Source organism: Nocardia vinacea NBRC 16497, from assembly GCF_000308835.1.
GTDB classification, from domain to species: Bacteria; Actinomycetota; Actinomycetes; order Mycobacteriales; family Mycobacteriaceae; genus Nocardia; species Nocardia vinacea.
Genome location: NZ_BAGN01000213.1, coordinates 1 through 16,228 on the forward strand (window position 1 = coordinate 1; position 16,228 = coordinate 16,228).

At 66.1% G+C, this 16,228-nt stretch carries 14 protein-coding genes; 4 read left to right on the forward strand and 10 right to left on the reverse strand.

Translation table 11 applies throughout. The annotated features are described in order from the left end of the window. From ON44_RS29290 to mftA, 6 genes are all read right to left on the reverse strand, one after another. Positions 1-2,275 (reverse strand): AMP-binding protein (locus ON44_RS29290; protein WP_040695810.1); only part of this gene is annotated, 2,275 nt, incomplete at its 3' end. Between the two features lie 431 nt (positions 2,276-2,706). Further along, positions 2,707-4,062, reverse strand: coding sequence for a GAF domain-containing protein (locus tag ON44_RS29295; protein ID WP_040695812.1), 1,356 nt, complete (start codon positions 4,060-4,062; stop codon positions 2,707-2,709). A 130-nt stretch (positions 4,063-4,192) separates the two neighbouring features. Then, complete coding sequence (mftG, locus tag ON44_RS29300; RefSeq protein ID WP_040695813.1) at positions 4,193-5,620, reverse strand: mycofactocin dehydrogenase MftG; 1,428 nt, start codon at positions 5,618-5,620, stop codon at positions 4,193-4,195. A 42-nt stretch (positions 5,621-5,662) separates the two neighbouring features. Next, positions 5,663-7,063 carry a mycofactocin biosynthesis glycosyltransferase MftF gene (gene mftF, locus ON44_RS29305; RefSeq protein WP_040695816.1) on the reverse strand — a complete coding sequence of 467 codons (1,401 nt, stop codon included), beginning with the start codon at positions 7,061-7,063 and terminating at the stop codon, positions 5,663-5,665. Positions 7,064-7,294: 231 nt separating this feature from the next. Further along, complete coding sequence (mftC, locus tag ON44_RS29310; protein WP_083898215.1) at positions 7,295-8,842, reverse strand: mycofactocin radical SAM maturase; 1,548 nt, start codon at positions 8,840-8,842, stop codon at positions 7,295-7,297. Between the two features lie 14 nt (positions 8,843-8,856). Continuing rightward, on the reverse strand, positions 8,857-9,057 hold the full coding sequence (gene mftA / locus ON44_RS29315) for a mycofactocin precursor MftA (protein WP_083898214.1): 201 nt from the start codon (positions 9,055-9,057) through the stop codon (positions 8,857-8,859). Positions 9,058-9,305: 248 nt separating this feature from the next. Here mftA and mftR2 point away from each other — a divergent pair, with 248 nt between their 5' ends. Together mftR2 and ON44_RS29325 are read left to right on the forward strand one after the other, a co-directional pair. Beyond that, positions 9,306-9,944, forward strand: a complete 639-nt coding sequence (gene mftR2 / locus ON44_RS29320; protein ID WP_051182573.1) for a mycofactocin system transcriptional regulator MftR2 — start codon at positions 9,306-9,308, stop codon at positions 9,942-9,944. Between the two features lie 40 nt (positions 9,945-9,984). Further along, positions 9,985-11,040: a ferredoxin--NADP reductase gene (locus ON44_RS29325; protein ID WP_040695820.1), complete on the forward strand. Its 1,056-nt coding sequence runs from the start codon at positions 9,985-9,987 to the stop codon at positions 11,038-11,040. A 67-nt stretch (positions 11,041-11,107) separates the two neighbouring features. On the opposite strand, the gene ON44_RS29330 is transcribed toward ON44_RS29325, so the two are convergent. Genes ON44_RS29330 through ON44_RS29340 form a run of 3 tightly spaced genes read right to left on the reverse strand, consistent with a single transcriptional unit; the run spans position 11,108 to position 13,834 of the window. Next, complete coding sequence (locus tag ON44_RS29330; protein ID WP_245567381.1) at positions 11,108-11,857, reverse strand: DNA alkylation repair protein; 750 nt, start codon at positions 11,855-11,857, stop codon at positions 11,108-11,110. Continuing rightward, on the reverse strand, positions 11,844-12,605 hold the full coding sequence (locus tag ON44_RS29335; RefSeq protein WP_040695822.1) for a glutamate racemase: 762 nt from the start codon (positions 12,603-12,605) through the stop codon (positions 11,844-11,846). The genes ON44_RS29330 and ON44_RS29335 overlap by 14 nt, the downstream gene beginning before the upstream one ends. Before the next feature lie 29 nt (positions 12,606-12,634). After that, a complete protein-coding gene (locus ON44_RS29340) occupies positions 12,635-13,834 on the reverse strand; it encodes an NAD(P)/FAD-dependent oxidoreductase (protein ID WP_040695824.1) in 1,200 nt (399 codons plus the stop codon). Between the two features lie 393 nt (positions 13,835-14,227). Between ON44_RS29340 and ON44_RS29345 the strand changes: the two genes are divergently transcribed. Then, positions 14,228-14,584, forward strand: coding sequence for an SPW repeat domain-containing protein (locus tag ON44_RS29345; protein WP_040695826.1), 357 nt, complete (start codon positions 14,228-14,230; stop codon positions 14,582-14,584). A gap of 5 nt (positions 14,585-14,589) precedes the next feature. After that, positions 14,590-15,213 (forward strand): TetR/AcrR family transcriptional regulator, encoded by a 624-nt coding sequence (locus ON44_RS29350; RefSeq protein ID WP_085998642.1) that lies wholly within the window; start codon positions 14,590-14,592, stop codon positions 15,211-15,213. A gap of 193 nt (positions 15,214-15,406) precedes the next feature. Here ON44_RS29350 and ON44_RS29355 read toward each other — a convergent pair whose 3' ends face one another. Next, positions 15,407-16,216: an alpha/beta fold hydrolase gene (locus ON44_RS29355; RefSeq protein WP_040695830.1), complete on the reverse strand. Its 810-nt coding sequence runs from the start codon at positions 16,214-16,216 to the stop codon at positions 15,407-15,409. Positions 16,217-16,228 lie beyond the last annotated feature (12 nt).

A 16,228-nucleotide genomic window follows, 5' to 3' on the forward strand; every position in this document is an offset into this window, starting at 1 on the left:
CCAGCGCCGCGGGCAGCGCCTCGCCGGACGCGAAGACCATACGCAGCGCGGTTCGGCCGGTGAACTCTGCCTGTGCCAGAAAGACTTCCAGCATTGATGGCACGAAATGTGCGGTCGTCACGTCATATTCGTCGATCACTACCCGCAGATAGGCCGGATCACGATGACCGTCGTGCTCGGCGAGCACCAGCCGCGCGCCGATCTGCAACGGCCAGAAGAACTCCCACACGGACACATCGAAGGTGGCGGGCGTCTTCTGCAGTACGACATCGTCTGCCGACAGCCGATACTGCTGCTGCATCCAGACCAGCCGATTCACGATCGCCTCATGGGTGACGGCCACCCCCTTCGGGAGTCCGGTCGACCCCGAAGTGAAGATCACGTACGCGGGCTGCCCCGGCCGGAGTGCGGCGGTGCGTTCCCGATCCCAGATCGGACCATCCGCGTAATCCGCGAGATCCAGCCCATCGAGACGGATGACCGGTACTCCGGCGAGCTCGGTGGCTTCAGTCGTCAGGACGCATGCCGGTCGCGCGGTCGCCAGAATGTGCGCCGTGCGCTCGGCCGGATGATCCGGATCCAGCGGCACATACGCCGCCCCCGCAGCGAGCCCGGCGTACATGGCGATTACCAGGTCCGGCGACCGACGGATGTTGAGCGCGATCAACGTCTCGGGTCCGACGCCGAGCCTGATCAAATACCGCGCCAGCCGATTACTGCGCGCCGCGAGCTCCCGATATGTCAGGTCCGGCACCCCCGCGAACCGCACCGCGACCGCATCCGGCGTCCGCGCGACCTGCGCCTCGAACATCGAAACCAGCGTCGGCGCACCGGCGACCGCCGCGGGCACATCGAATCCGGTCGAATTCCAGATCCGGGTGCTGACCTCGAGTTCCAGCTCGGTCGCCACCGCCACCGCCGCCAGCGGCGTATCGACCTCGGTCGCCACCAACCGCTCCAGATACCGCACGAACCGCGTCTGATGGCGCGCAATGTCATCGGCGGCATAGAGATTCGGATTCGCCTCGAAATCGACGTGCACGCTGTCGCGCTCGCCGTAATAGACATCGAGGCTCAGATCCTCCACCGGCCCGGTGGACAAAACGTGGTACCGGCCGACCGTACCGCCAAGGGTCAGCTCGCTGCCGAACAGCATGATGTTGGCCAGCGGTCCGAACAGCGCACGACGCGCAGGGCGCCCGTCGTGCTCGGCATCGCGGCGGATGTCCTCGTGCCGATACCGCTGGTGCCGCAGCGCACCCGCCACCTCGACGCGCGTCGCCCGCAGCAGGTCCCCCCAGGTGCCGTCGACCGCCAGCCGCAGCGGCACGATATTCGACAGCATTCCGGCCGACCGCCGCGTGAGCGCGGTGGTGCGTGCCGTCACCGGCAGACTCAGCACCACCTCGTCCCGATCGGTGAGCCGCCCGAGATATCCGGCGAAGGCCGCGAGCAGTACCACCGCCAGCGTCGAATCCTGGTTCGCCGCAAGCGTATTCATCCGATCGACGAGCGCGTCCGGCAATACCCGACCCACCACCAGATTGGTCGCCGAGCGCGGTGCCGTCCGCCCGTCCAGGCTGATCGCGCCGTCGAGCCCCGCGATCCGCTCGGCCCAGTGCGCCCGGTCGGTCTCGAAACGCGAACTGTCCCGGTAGGCGAGCTCACCGTCGACCAATTCGATCAGCGCACCCGGCTGGACCGCCTGCGGTTCCGTGCCGAGCACCCTGGCGGTATACAGCTGCGCCACCCGCTGCGTATTGGTCAACGCGCCGAACCCGTCGAGCACGATGTGATGCGCCCGCAGATACCAGAAGCACCGCTGGTCCGCGACGCGCAGCACGGCGCCGGCGAACAGTCGATCGGTCAGCATGTCGACCGGCGCGCTCGCATCCGCGCGCATCCATTCGTGCGCCGCGACCACCGGATCGGCATATTCGCGCAGGTCGATTGCCTGGATATCGACGGAATTCGCCGGATCTACGCACTGATTCGGCACACCGCCGGATTCGCCGAGGCGCACCAGCACCGATTCGTATTCCCGCGCCGCAATGACCGAAACCTCCTGCAGGATCGCACGATCCAGCACGCCGGGCACATCGACGTATTGGGCCACATTGATCGGCACGTCGGGATCGAGCAACTGCGCGTACCAGACCCCCAACTGCGCCGGTGCGAGCGGAAACGGCTGGTTGTCCGGAGCGTCCGGTAAACAGTCACTCGCCAGGCGCGCGGCCCCGTCCGGTCGCGCCCCACCCAACTCCGTACCGTGCACCAGAGCCTCCTTGTTCGGCGTAAAACAGCAGGCCGAACGCATTCGGGCAGCACGAATAAGCCGCTGCGGCAACACTGTTCAGCATTGACACATGGCTTCGACGCCACCACAAGAAGATTCGGCGAATGCGCGGGGCATGCGGACACCCGCGCGGGATCGAAACAGATTGCGCCCCGCGTGCGCCTAGCTCTTGATCGCTCCTCCAACGTCGCTGCCGCGGTGCGGGCGCCGCGGCGGTGTCAGCTACATCACACGGATGTGATCCGCATTGCGAACACTAGGCGCTTCGTTAATAAAAGGGAACTTTTTGCACTAAAAAAAGTTGGTCGGCCGTCCAGGGCGCTCAGCTGGGTCGACACAGCTGGGCAAAGCTGTGTTCGCGACCACAATTCGATCGCGGATGTGAGCCACAGCACTTTCGGATGTGCAGACTATGAGCGGGAACGTTGCATCCGCGTTGCATCGGCGCCGAGCCGCCGATCGAGTACCCGAATTTTGGCCTCGATCTGCGCATACAGCGGCGAATCGCGATCTACGGTCGCCCGATACGCGACCCAGGCCGCGGCGTCGTCACGCCCTTCCGCACATGCGGTCCATCGACGCAGTACCGCGGCGTCACCGGAACCGAGCACCGCGGCGCGCAGCCGGACCCGAAGTTCATCGCGGATATCGATAATTCCCGGCGCGGTCGAGCGTGGCAGCACCGGACCCGCGTACAGCCGTAATGCGGTATCGACAGCACCGGAATCGAGCGCGGCCCGCAGCGCCTCGATATCAGTCGCGACATGCACCCGCAACCGATATGGGCGCGAACCGAATACGTTCGGGCCGACCACCGCGCGCAACCGCGACATGGCGGCGCGGATGGTGCCGTTATCCAGATCCGTGTCGTCGAGCAGCAGTGCGAGATGATCCGCGCCCAGCCCCTCCGGATGTTCGGCGAGTAGCAGCAGAATTTCGGCGTGTCGCTGCGACAACGGAACTCGATCACCCGCGACGGTCAGCAGCGGCTGTCCGAGCCCGAGCACATCCAGACCCAACCGCGCCGCCGAGCTTTCACCGGTCGAACTCACCGTCCCGCGCTGACCCGCACGCATCGCGGTCAGCAGCAAATCCATTTCGGCCGCGGTGGAGGTCGCCTTCACCAAGGCCAGGATCTCCGGCTTCGCCACCCGCACGCCCCCGGCGATCATCAGCACCCCGACCAGCCTGCCGTCGGGATCGTGCACCGGCGCCGCGGCACCGGTGATCTGATGCATCCGGTGCAGAAAGTGTTCGGGCCCATGGATCCACGCGGCCCGCCCGGTGCGCACCACCAGGCCGACGGCATTCGTGCCGATGCGGCGTTCGCTGAGATCATCGCCCGCGCGCAGACCGATTTCGGCGGCGGCATCGACCTGATCGGGATTGCCGTGCACCCACAGCACTCGGCCGAACTGATCGGCGACCGCGACGATCAAACCCGTTCTGGCCGTGTCCTGTACGAGCAATTTGTCGATCAGCGGCATCAATGCGGCAATCGGATGCGCGTCGCGGTAGCGCTGCAGATCCGCGCCACGCAGGCCGCGCCCGTCGAGCGGATCCATCGGGTCGACACCGCCGCGCACACTGCGCAACCAGGATTCGAGCACGACCGGACGCAGCAGACCGGCAAGCTGCGACAGCTGCTCGCCACCCGCGCTAAGATATCCGTGTGCTTGTGCGGCATAGGCTTCCAGTGCGCCGAGCTGAGTGCCGGGTTCGACGCCGTGCCGTGGGGGCCGCCCACCTGCAAGATTGCTGACCATTTGCCTTTCTTTCCGCCCCAAACTGTACCGGCGCGCATAACTCGGACAAGGACGGTTGCCTTCGTTTGTCCGCCAGGTCACACCACGTTCAGACTTCGCGCAAATGTGACCTACCCATCTTCCAGACCCCCTAGGTGAGGTATTCGGCGACGCGTTCGGCGATCAGTACCGTCGTCGCCTGCGGACCGCGACTCAGCGGTACCGGAACAACGGAAAGATCCACCACGGATAAACCGGTCGTGCCGTGCACGCGGCACCGCTCATCGACTACCGCGCGTTCATCATCCGCACCGCCCATTCGGCAGGTGCCCGACAGATGTTGCGAAGTAGCCAGATTCGCGTGCAGCCACGCGTCATCCGGTATCGATTCCGGCGCGCGCACCAGCGGTATCGCGTGCAATATCTCGCGCGCCGCGGTAACCGCCTCCCGTAACCGAATCCGATCCGCTGCCTCGGATAGGTAGCGGTAATCGATGTGCGGCGGCACGGTCGGATCGGCAGAGCGGAGTCGGAGCACACCTTCGGAATGCGGGCGCATGAGCGCCACACCCAAACGTTGGGTATACGGGGTAAACGTTACGGCGTACGGACGGATTTCGACATCGTCGAGTTCCAGTACATATTCCAGCGGGATGCCTTCGGCGGTCGAGTGCGACGGATCGAAGCCGTAGTCGATGCCGATCTCGGGGTGATCGCTGAACCCGGCGCCGACGGGCGCGGGATGCACCACCGGAATATCCAGCGCCCGAAGTCGTTCCGGATCGCCGATACCCGAGCGCAACAGCAGCGCCGCGGATTCGATTGCGCCCGCGCACAACACGATGCGATCCGCGTCGAGTGCGCCCGGCTTGCCCTCGTGCACGTAGTCCACCCCGATGGCGCGTGTGCCGTGGAAACGGATGCGGGTCACCAGCACGGCGCCGGTCACCGTGAGATTCGGTCGCGCGAGTGCGGGTGCGAGATATGCCGATCCGGTGTCGACGCGCCTGCCGTCCTCGATATTCCACGGCACCGGCCCGAAACCATCGGCCGGACCTGTGCCGGGCAGCGCGTTCAGATCAGGTATGAGCGGAAGGCCGAGTGCGGTACATGCCGAGGCGAATTCGCAGCTCAGAGGCGCGGGAACAGCGGTGCGACGCACCGGTATCGGGCCTGTCGTACCGTGTCCCGGGTGGTCGCCGAAGTCATGGTCGCGCTCGAGTCGGCGATAGACGGGCAAGACCGCGTCGAAGGACCAGCCGTCGAGTTCCTTACTCCACGCGGCGAAATCCGCGGCCGTCGCCCGCACGAAGTAGCCGCCGTTGACCGCACCCGATCCGCCGATCACCTTGCCGCGCACGATATTCCCGGTGACCTCACCTGCCAGCGTGACAGGGTATCGCCACACCCACGGTGATTCGTGCCCGATCGGCATCCGAGTCGCATCGAGCAGTACCGCAGGATCGGTCGACACCGGCCCCGCCTCCAGCAGCCGAACCCGATGCTCCGGGTCCGCGCTCAGCCGGGCCGCAAGTACACACCCGGCCGAACCACCACCGATGATCAGTGTGTCGATCATCTACATCAGCTCATCGGGTGGTACAGCCATCACACGTTCGATTCAGCTCCGGGGCGTACTCGGCTTGAGCGATTCCAGACTGCGCGCGCGGAATGCGCCGAGCCACAAGCCCGTTCCGTAGGCGATATCGTCCATCCGCTTGTAGGCCACATAGCGGAACGGGTCGAGCCCGCCCGCGTCGCGATGGGTGAACCAATCGGCCAGACCGTCCGCCACCGCCATGGTGACCGCGATGCGCCGGACCCGCCGGGAAAGAATCATCGCCAACATGGTGACCGGCCAATAGTGCCGACACATCGCCGAGGCCAGTCGCCAGATACCCGCGAAATAGCCACGCGCCAGATAGATCGCCGCGATCCGGGTCGGGTTGTCCAGTCCGGTGAAGACCCGGCGTAGTCGGGCCAGCGCGGTCACCAGGGTGATGAGTCCGCCGAGCAGTCCCCACTTCGTCAGCGTGGCGAACAGCATGGTCGCGACCACCGTCCAGAACGGCACCGACAGCGGCGTCACCATCCCCGCATGCCGCTCGCCCAGCGGCGCGGCCCCGGTGCCGTAGAACAGCTTACGACCGAACCACGCGCGGAACGAGATTCGATGATCGTGCGCGACGTGCGCCGCAGGCTCATAGCGCAGCCGCCACCCCGCCTGCTCCAGCCGCCAGCACAGGTCGACGTCCTCGGCCACCTGCATCGTCTCGTCGAACCCGTCCTGCGCGAGCAGCGCCCGGCGGCGCACCAACATGGCCGCGCTGGGCACATACGAGACCAGTCCGCGCGATTGCACGGCCGATTCACGCCGACCGAGATCGAGCGAGGATCGGGTGTGCTCATAGCGCGCGAGCGCGTTCGACTCCGGATCCAGCGCGACGATCCGCGGCGCGACCAGCGCGACCTCCGGATCGCTGAAGTGTCCGAGCATCACCTCGAGCCAGCCGCTGCGCGGGACCACATCGGAATCCAGGAAGGCGACGAAGTCGGTTGTCGCGGCCCGCAACCCGGCATTGCGCGCGGCGGCCGGGCCCTGTCTGCGGTCGTGGCGCAGCACGGTCACCCGGCAGCGGGTGCCGCGGTTGCGCGGGATCTCGACAGGCTGATCCGAACCGTCGTCGACGACGATCACATTGTGTCCGCGCAATGCCGCGAGCAATCGGGCGAGGCCGTCGGCATTGTTGTGCAGTGGCACGATCACGGTCACATCGTCGAGGGACGGCAGCAACCGGGGGCGCGGATTACCGACGCCGGAGTCGAGCAGCCGTCTGGCAACAACGGCGGACTTCGGGCCGGTGACCTCGAGGTACCCGTCGCCGATCATCTCGGCGGCCTCCGGGGCAAGTCGCAGCAACCGGGCGGGTGAACCGCCGATCAGGATGCGTCCCCCGGAGTATGCGCGTACCCGTGGATCGATCCGCACCCCGAATCCGTCGGGCAGGCGATCGTGGCGCATTCCTGGCATGTTAGGCGGTGATTCGCGCATTGGCACCATCAGTCCGGAAAAAAGGATGGAAATCCGCACGAATCCGCCCGTGTGGCGCAAGAACTCCCGCCGAATCGTGTCTTCGGCGGGTCGCAAGCGACTCGCCGAAGACAGCTGGCAACGCGACGGCAATCATCGATTTGCCGCTCGATAGCCATCGTCGATCAACGAGATAGCGCATGGCTGGCTACCGGCCCGACATCAGTTCAGCGGACTTTCGTCGCAGGCCCGCGCGGGGCGCCGCTCCGGCGACTGGCGTTCGGACGCGGGCCGAGATACCGACAGTGTCAGCGGAATCGGGCCCGACTTACGCGAGCCGGGTCGGCTCGGCGCAATGCGCCGGGAGTGGTCCACCGACGAGCGCGGAATCATCCGCCCGGCCTCGGCCAGCGCCGCCTCGCCGTAGCCCTGGACACATTCCGGATCCGGTCCGTCGGCGGGCAGGCCGGTGAAGAACTTCGCCGCCATGCAGCCACCGCGGCAGGAGTCGTAGTGCGCACAGCCGGAGCACGCACCGCCGCCGCTCGGCTCGCGCAGTTCGGCGAAGAGATCCGATTCCTGCCACACGGTGCGGAAACCGCCGTCCGCCACCACATTTCCGGCGAGGAACTTGTCGTGGATGGCGAAGGGGCAGGCATAAACATCGCCGAGCGGATCCACCAGGCAGACCACCCGGCCCGCGCCGCACATATTCAATCCGGGCAGCGCCGCACCGAAGGCGGAGAGATGGAAGAACGAGTCGCCGGTGAGCACACCCTCGCCGTTGCGAACCAGCCAGTCGTAAAGCACCCGTTGCTGTTCCGGCAGCGGATGCAGGTCGTCCCACACATCGGCGCCGCGTCCCGACGGCCGCAGGCGGGTCAAACGCAGTGTGGCGCCGTACTTGTCGGCGATCGCCTTGAACTCGTCGAGCTGGGCGATATTGTGCCGGGTCGCGACCACGGAGAGTTTCGCGTCCGCGAATCCCGCGGCCGCCAGATTCTCCAGCGCCCTGATCGCCATGGCATAGGAGCCCGGTCCGCGCACGGCATCATTGACCTCGGCGTCCGCGCCGTCCAACGAAATCTGTACGTCCACATAGTCACTGGCGGCCAGGCGCGCGGCGACCTCGGGCGTGATGCGAACTCCGTTGGTGGAGAACTTCACTCCGACATGATGCGCGGTGGCGTAGTCGACGAGCTCCCAGAAGTCCGGGCGCACAGTAGGTTCCCCGCCGCCGATATTCACGTAGAAGATCTGCATGCGCTCGAACTCGTCGATCAGCGCCTTGCACTGCTCGGTGCTCAGCTCGCGCGGATCGCGGCGGCCCGAGGACGACAGGCAGTGCACACAGGACAGATTGCAGGCGTAGGTCAACTCCCACGTCAGGCAGATCGGTGCGGCCAAACCGTTTTCGAACTTATCGATCAGTCGCCCACCGGTGACGGTCGACGGCTGCCCGGCGAGCGGCAGCGGCGCGACCGCGGGGATCGGAGCACTGCCCGGCGCGGCCTGCCTGATCATGTCGGAGTCGGCCAGCTGATCCAATGCCCGAACATATTGTCCGGACAGGTCATCCGGCACGCCCGCCGCATGCAGGGCCGCGCGTGCCGAGACATGCGCGGGCAGCGACCGCACGATCTCGAGTATCCGCGGACTCTTCAGAAACGAGAGCTTCCGGGTGCCGAAGTGGTAGAGCAGCGCGCCGAAGGACTCCGGCCGCAGCGCCACCCGCGGATGCAGTTCCCATCGGGTATCGAGATCGAGCATGGTCACAGCGCCCGTCAGTAGACGCCGCACATACCGTCGATGGAGACCTCTTCGATGAGGGTCTCCTCGACCAGCGGCGCGTCCTCGATCGAACGGGACTCGGCTGCCCCGATCCGTCCGGTGTTGTCGGTATCGGTGTGTCCGATGGATCCGTACTCCGGCATGCCTACCTCCGAGATGTGACCGGGTTCCGCGGCCACTGCTGTAGCCGTCATCACACAATAACGTCACGAGCTGACAAAATGGAACAGGGAATGCGCAGCTCCCGCTCAACGCCCGTGCGGACGTACGCCGACCTACTCACAGCCGCGCGCTCTAGACTGCGGGTGGCAAGCAGCTGAACAGGACGTGACGGGCGATTCGACCCGCAGTGGTAGAGGTGGCATGGGAGTCGGACGAATGCAGACGAGCGGGGGCGGCGGCAATACCCCGCGGTGCGAGCTCAAGGCCCGGAGGCGGAAGCTTGCGTAACCACGTAGGGCCTGGGAGCACCGCAAATAGGACACTGTCGGAGTCCGAGATCGTCGAGGCCGCGTTGCGGGTGGTACGTGAGGATGGTGTGGAGAAGCTGTCGATGCGACGGCTCTCCCGTGAGCTCGGCGTTTCCCCGATGGCGCCGTACTACTACGTCGCGGATAAACGCGAGCTGCTCGATCTCGTCGCCACCGCGGCGCTGACCGGAGTTCGCAAACCACCGGCCGATTCCGGACCGTGGCAGCAGCGGCTGCGCGATCTGATCGACCAGATCGATGAGAAGCTGCGCAAGCATCCCGGACTCGGCGATGTGCTGATCGAACAGATGCTGGGCAAACAGCTCGACCTGATCGCCGCGATCATGGAGATCCTCTTCGAGGCCGGTTTCAACGATCGCAATGTGCTCGCCGGGTACGCGACGATCCACACCTACCTGTTCGGCCGTCGCCGGGTGAACCCGAGAGAGCCGCAACCGCTGGCGGATATCGCACTGCCCGAGTCGGTGGCACGAGCCACCAAATACATGCCCGACCTGCGCGGAAAGTACGCTTACGACTTCGGCATGGAAGTGCTGATCGCGGGTCTCGAGGCTCAGCTTGTCCGGCAGACCGATCCCGACGTACGATGAAACTGAAACACGTTCTAGTTTTGGTTTTCGAGAGGACGCCATGACCACCGTCGAGGTTCCACACGGTTCGCGTTCGGTCGTGCTGCGGGTAGCCGCGGTCATCACCGAGACGCCGGACACCTGTTCGCTGGTCTTCGACGTCCCCGACGACCTGCGTGAGCGTTTCAGCTATCAGCCGGGCCAGTTCCTCACCCTGCGCATCCCGAGCGATCTGACCGGGTCGGTGGCCCGGTGCTATTCGCTGGCCAGCTCGCCGTACACCGACGACAAGCCCAAGGTGACCGTGAAGCGCACCGTGGGCGGCTACGGGTCGAATTGGGTGTGCGACAACGTCAAAACGGGCGACGCGATCGAAGTGCTGCCGCCCTCCGGCGTTTTCACGCCGAAGGATCTCGATGACGATCTGCTGCTGTTCGGCGCGGGCAGCGGCATCACACCGGTGATGTCCATCTTGAAGTCGGCACTGGCGCGCGGCTCCGGCCGAATCGTATTGATCTACGCCAATCGCGATCACGAGTCGGTGATCTTCGCGGGCGAGCTGCGCGAATTGGCCGAGAAGCACCCGCAGCGACTGACCGTTATCCACTGGCTGGAGCACCTGCAGGGACTGCCGACCGCCGATGGTTTGGCCGCCCTGGTCGAGCCGTACACGAGCTATCACGCCTTCATGTGCGGGCCAAAGCCGTTCATGGACCGGGTGCACGACGCACTCGCCCGGCTCGAGGTGCCGCGCTCGCGCACCCACGCCGAAGTGTTCAATTCCCTTGCCGGAGACCCGTTCGCGGATCAGGCGCCGGTCGAGATGACCGACGAGGAGGCGGCCGATGCGGCCACCGTCGAGGTCGAACTCGACGGCGAGGTGCACGAGCTGAAGTGGCCGCGCAAGCAGACTCTGGTCGACATCATGCTGTCGAAGGGTCTGGATGTGCCGTACTCCTGCCAGGAGGGCGAATGCGGTTCCTGTGCGTGCACAGTACTCGAGGGCAAGGTCGAAATGGACAATGCCGAAATCCTCGATCCGGAGGATATCGAGAACGGCTATATCCTCGGCTGCCAGGCGCATCCGGTCACCGATCACCTGCGCATCCAATTCTGAGCTCCTGGGGTCCCCCGAACTGCGGGGCTTCGTCCCTTGGAACCTCCGGTCGGGCGGGCGCAACTCTCTACAGTTCGCGATAGTGGACGCGTAAGGCGGGATCGAGGCGTTCGGTCGCGTAACTCAGTGCGGTGCGGCCCATTTGCGGCGCGTGCTTGTCGAGGAAGCCGGTGAGCAGTCGCTCGTCGATGCGCTTGCCGACTTCGCGCAGCATCCAGCCGAGCGCCTTCTGGATCAGGTCGCGGCGGTCGTCGAGGAGCCGTTCGCCGAGTTCGAAGGTGGTCGAGGCATCGCCCGCCTTGATGAACGCAAAGGTTGTCAGCAGCGCTACTCGACGCTCCCAGAGCGAGTCCGCGCCTGCGAGTTCGAAGAGCAGGTCGCGGGGTCGGTCGAGTAGCCAGGGGCCGATGATGTTTTCGGCGGATACGTCGACCAGATCCCAGTTGTTCACCCGGCCTCGGCGCACTGCGGCGAGGTAGAGCTCGACCATTGCCGCCTGCGCATTGATATCGAGCGTACGCGGTTTGGCCGCCTCGGCGAATTCGGCGTTGAGGATGATCAGCGCGGCCAGGCGGTCCTCGTGCACGGCACTGTTCAGCAGTGTGTCGATCTCGTCGAGCGGAAGTGCCGCAAAGCGTTTCGCGATCGATCGCGTGACGGGCACGCGCACACCGAGGAAGACATCACCCTCGCCGTACTCGCCGGGCCCGGTCTTGAAGAACCGCTGCAAATGGATGGCATCAGCCGGGTCGGCGACCTCGGCCAGCGCCGCATGCACATCGGCGGCGGTCGGCAGCGCCGCGCTATCCCTGGGCACCCAGAATCCGCCCCGACTCGAAAGCCGCCGCGCTGGTGGGTAATTCACCCGGCCGACCGCTGTTCAGCACCCGCACCTCACCATTGCCGGTGGTCGGCCGGTCGAGCGCCGCCATGCGCCGAATCGTCTGCGCCGCAACGGCTTGTGCACTGTCGAACAGTCGCACGCCGTCCGGCAGTGCGGCCACAATCGCATCGATGACCAGCGGGTAGTGCGTGCAGCCGAGCACCACACCCTCCACATCGTCCGGCGTCTGTTCGGCCGCGCGCGCAATCGAATCACGGGCCGCGACCAGATCACCGCGATCGATCGAATCCGCCAGACCATGGCAGGCGATGCCGGCCACCTTCGCATCGCCGCCGAAGCGCGCGATCAGATCGGCCTGGTATCGGCTGGCCGTGGTCGCGGCGGTCGCCCACACCGCGACCGATTTGCATACCGCCGCGGCGGGTTTGATCGCAGGGACCGTGCCGATTACCGGAATACCGGGCCCAACCTCGGCGCGCACCTCGTCCAAGGCGGTGACGCTGGCCGTATTGCACGGCAGCACGAGCACTTCCGCGCCGAGCACCACCGAGCTCCGCGCGGCGTCGACCACCCGGTCGGTCACCCACTGTTCCGGCTTGGGACCCCACGGCGCGCCATCCGGGTCCAACTGGAGTAGCAGGTCGACATCGGGCCGCAGCTTGCGCAGCCAGGCGGCCGTGGGCAGCAGCCCCAGCCCGGAATCGATGAGCGCGACGATCACCCGACCACCGTATTACAACGGAATAATCGCTACGGCTGGGCGGCCTCGAGCAGGTCCGCGATCGGCGCACCCGCGGCGATCTTCGCGCGGACCTTCATCACCTGAGCGGTCTTTCCCGCGCCGACCACGCCGGTCAGATTGCCGTTCTGCGAGTAGTAGGCGAGGAACTTGCGGCCATCATCGGAGACGATGTGGATTTCGTCATCGGCATTCGGGGTGCCCAGCGCCTGGATCTTCACGTCGTACTGATCGCTCCAGAAGTACGGCACCCGCGCCGCGGTCGGCGGTTCGGCGCCCAGCAGCGCACACGCCAGCAGCCGCGCCTGCTCACCGGCATTGGTCCAGTGCTCGACGCGCTTGCGCTGACCGGTCTCGTGCAGCCATGCCGACACATCGCCGACCGCCCACACACCCTCGACCGAAGTGCGCCCGACCTCGTCCGCGAGTACGCCGCCACCGGCTGACGGTTCGGCGAGTGCGATACCGGAATCGGCGAGCCATTCGGTGACCGGCCGGGAGCCGACACCGATGACCACCAGATCGGCGGCCACCTCGCTGCCGTCGGAGAGCCGGGCGCCGCGGACTCGGTCGTTATCGGAGAGGAAGGTGTCCAGGCCGGTTGCACAGCGCAGATCCACGCCCTCATCACGATGCATGCGGGCGACCAGCGCACCGATCTCGGCGCCGAGCACCGAGGCCAGCGGCGTCGGCTGCGGTTCGACGAGTACGACCTCGACGCCGCTGGCCCGGAAGCTCGCGGCGAGTTCACAACCGATGAATCCGGCCCCGACCACCAGCGCGGTACCCGCACCGGACAATTCGTCGCGCAGTGCGGCGGCGTCGGCGTAGCCGCGCAGAACATGCACGCCCTGCAGATCGGGCAGCCCGGGCAGGCGACGTGGCCGCAGACCGGTCGCGATGATCAGCTGGTCGTAGTCGAGCGTGCCGCCGTCGGCCAGGCGCACCTGGCGGGCGGCGGTGTCGACGCCGACCGCCTCGGTATTCAGCCGCAGGTCGATCTGCTTCTCGTCGAAGAATTCGGCGGGGCGCAGGGTGGTGTCGTCGGTTTCACCGCGCACGAACTGCTTGGACAACGGCGGGCGATCGTAGGGCAGCCGCGACTCCTCGCCGACGAGGAGCAACTCACCCGCGTACCCGGCGCGGCGCAGTTCCTCCGCCGTGCGCAAACCGGCCAGACCAGCTCCGATTATCACAATCGGCCCGTTCATGCCTCCACCTCGCTGCGCTCGGCTCCGGCATGACCGGGCCACCCGGCTCTGTTGATGGTTCGCTCGCTGCGCTCACTCACGCGTGCCTCCACCTCGCTGCGCTCGGCTCCGGCATGACCGGGCCACCCGGCTCTGTTGATGGTTCGCTCGCTGCGCTCACTCACGCGACCTTCCCTTCGTCGTGCCTGGCAGGCGCCGGGTCGAGTTGGCATCCGTCACCGACGGGTGACGCAGCTAACCCTAACCTTTGCTTGGGTGCGAATCGCCGTGATGGCCGTCACTCCGCGTGACCCGGCCGATCGGTGCGCAATCGTAGCCATACCTATATTGATCGGGCGGTCAATCAGAGTTAGATCTGAGTAAGGAGAACAATTCAGCCTGAGGAGGCACCCCATGTTCACCGAAAGTCGCGCGCAGGACTTCCTAGCCGTTGTGCTGGGCGTCTTTACCGCGCTGTCACCCCTGTGGGTGACCCACAACGACAACGCCATGTGGACGCTGATCGTGCTCGGCGTGCTCATCGCCCTCACCGGCCTGGCGCAGATGTACCGGCCGACCCTGGCGGCCGCCGACTACGCGATGGGCCTGTTCGGCGCGTTGCTGTTCATCTCCCCATGGGCGATGGACTACACCGACTACCGCGGCGCATCCTGGACCGCATGGGTAGTGGGCGTGGTGACGGTAGCGGTCGCGGTGGCGGCGCTGCCGACGGTGTCGGGCCGGTTGCACGACATGGCGCCGCATCACTGATGCAGATGCCGAAAGCCCGGCGAGGCGGGCGTCGTCGTAGCGCAAAAGTCGACGGCGACGCCCGTCAGCTCATTCTCGATGCCGCAGAACGACTCTTCGCGGCACAGGGATTCGACGCGACGGCAACAGCGGCCATTGCCGAGGGCGCCGGTGTGCCCAAGGGTCTGGTCTTCTATTACTTCCCCACCAAGGATTCGATCCTGTCCGTACTGATGGCCGAGCGGGTGCCCGCCCAGCCCATCACCGATATCCGCACCGTGGTCACACCGGGCGATCCGGCGGCCAGTCTGATCAATCTCGATGCCGCGCTCAATCTGCGCGATCACCATTCGTCGGTGCTGCGCGTGATCATGTGGCGCGAGGCCGATACCCATCCCGACGTGCGCCGTCAATTGCGCCGCCTGCGCGATCAACTGCTCGACGTCACCGCTCGGGTGCTGCAGGCAAGCGCGCCCGGCCCGGTCCAGCCCGGCACGTTGCGCGCGTGTGCCGCGGCCTGGGTTTCGGCGATGTTCGCCATCGCCAGCAGTGATCGGCTGCATGCGCTCGACGGACTGCCGCTGCCGACGGCGGATGAAATCTGCAATGTGGCCCAGGTTGTCGCGGCGGGTATGACCCAACTCGGCTGAGCACCGAGATCTGAAAGACTTCGCCTTCTCAATGCGGGTGCACGGTGCGTGATACAAGTTCCAGTTGTGGAGATCAATCGAATCCTTCGAGATCTCACCGCCCCGAACACCTGAGTGCCGCCATCCTCGGCATCCCCTCGGTGCTCTCCTGGCTCGCCGCGCGCTTCCGCGGCGAACCAGCGCCGAACAACTGCTAGTCGGCGAGAAAGGCGACGACGTCGGGAACGAACCGCTTCACGACCCCGATATGCGTGGTATTCGGATAGATGATCAAGTGCGAGTCCGGGATGCCGTCGGCGGTGCGACGGAAGGTCTCGGTGCTGTAGGCGCCGTCACGGTCGCCACCGAGGACAAGGGTCGGCGCGGTGATATCTCCGAGCCGAGCGCCGAGGTCGAAGGAGTCCTCGGCACGGATGAAAGCCAGCGTGTCCGCCGGATTCTTCGGCCGCGCAAGGGGATCGGCCAGCCACATACCCGCAGCGGCGATGCGCTGCGCGATCGGCGAGGTGGAACCGACGGCGGCCATATGGTGCAGTGCGCGCCTACCGGCATAGGCCGCCTCGCCATAGGCCAGTTGCGCCGCGCGGGTGGCGTTTTCCAGGGTGTAGCCAGATGAGGCGATGATCAGCCTGCGCACCGCGGCAGGTCGATCCGCCGCGAGTTGCAGCGCCAGCGATCCGCCCGAGGAGACGCCGAGAACATCGACAGGAGCACCGAATTCGGTCCACAATGCGTCCGCGTGCTCGGCGGCGATATCGGCCATTGTCGTCCCCTCCGCCATACCGGGCGCGCGGTTCACCGCATACACCCGAAAATGCGCCGCGAGCGGCGCCAACGTCTTGATTTCGGACTGTCGCATCAACCCCGTCGGATTGGCATGATCCGGAGTGAACCACCGCAGGAAGACCAGCGGGCGCCCCGCTCCGAGCGCGAGATACGGCATACCGTGCGACAACGTCCCCTCGGTGACGTCGAGTGCGCTGGCCAGCGCCGAACTCCTCATTGCATCCTCCGA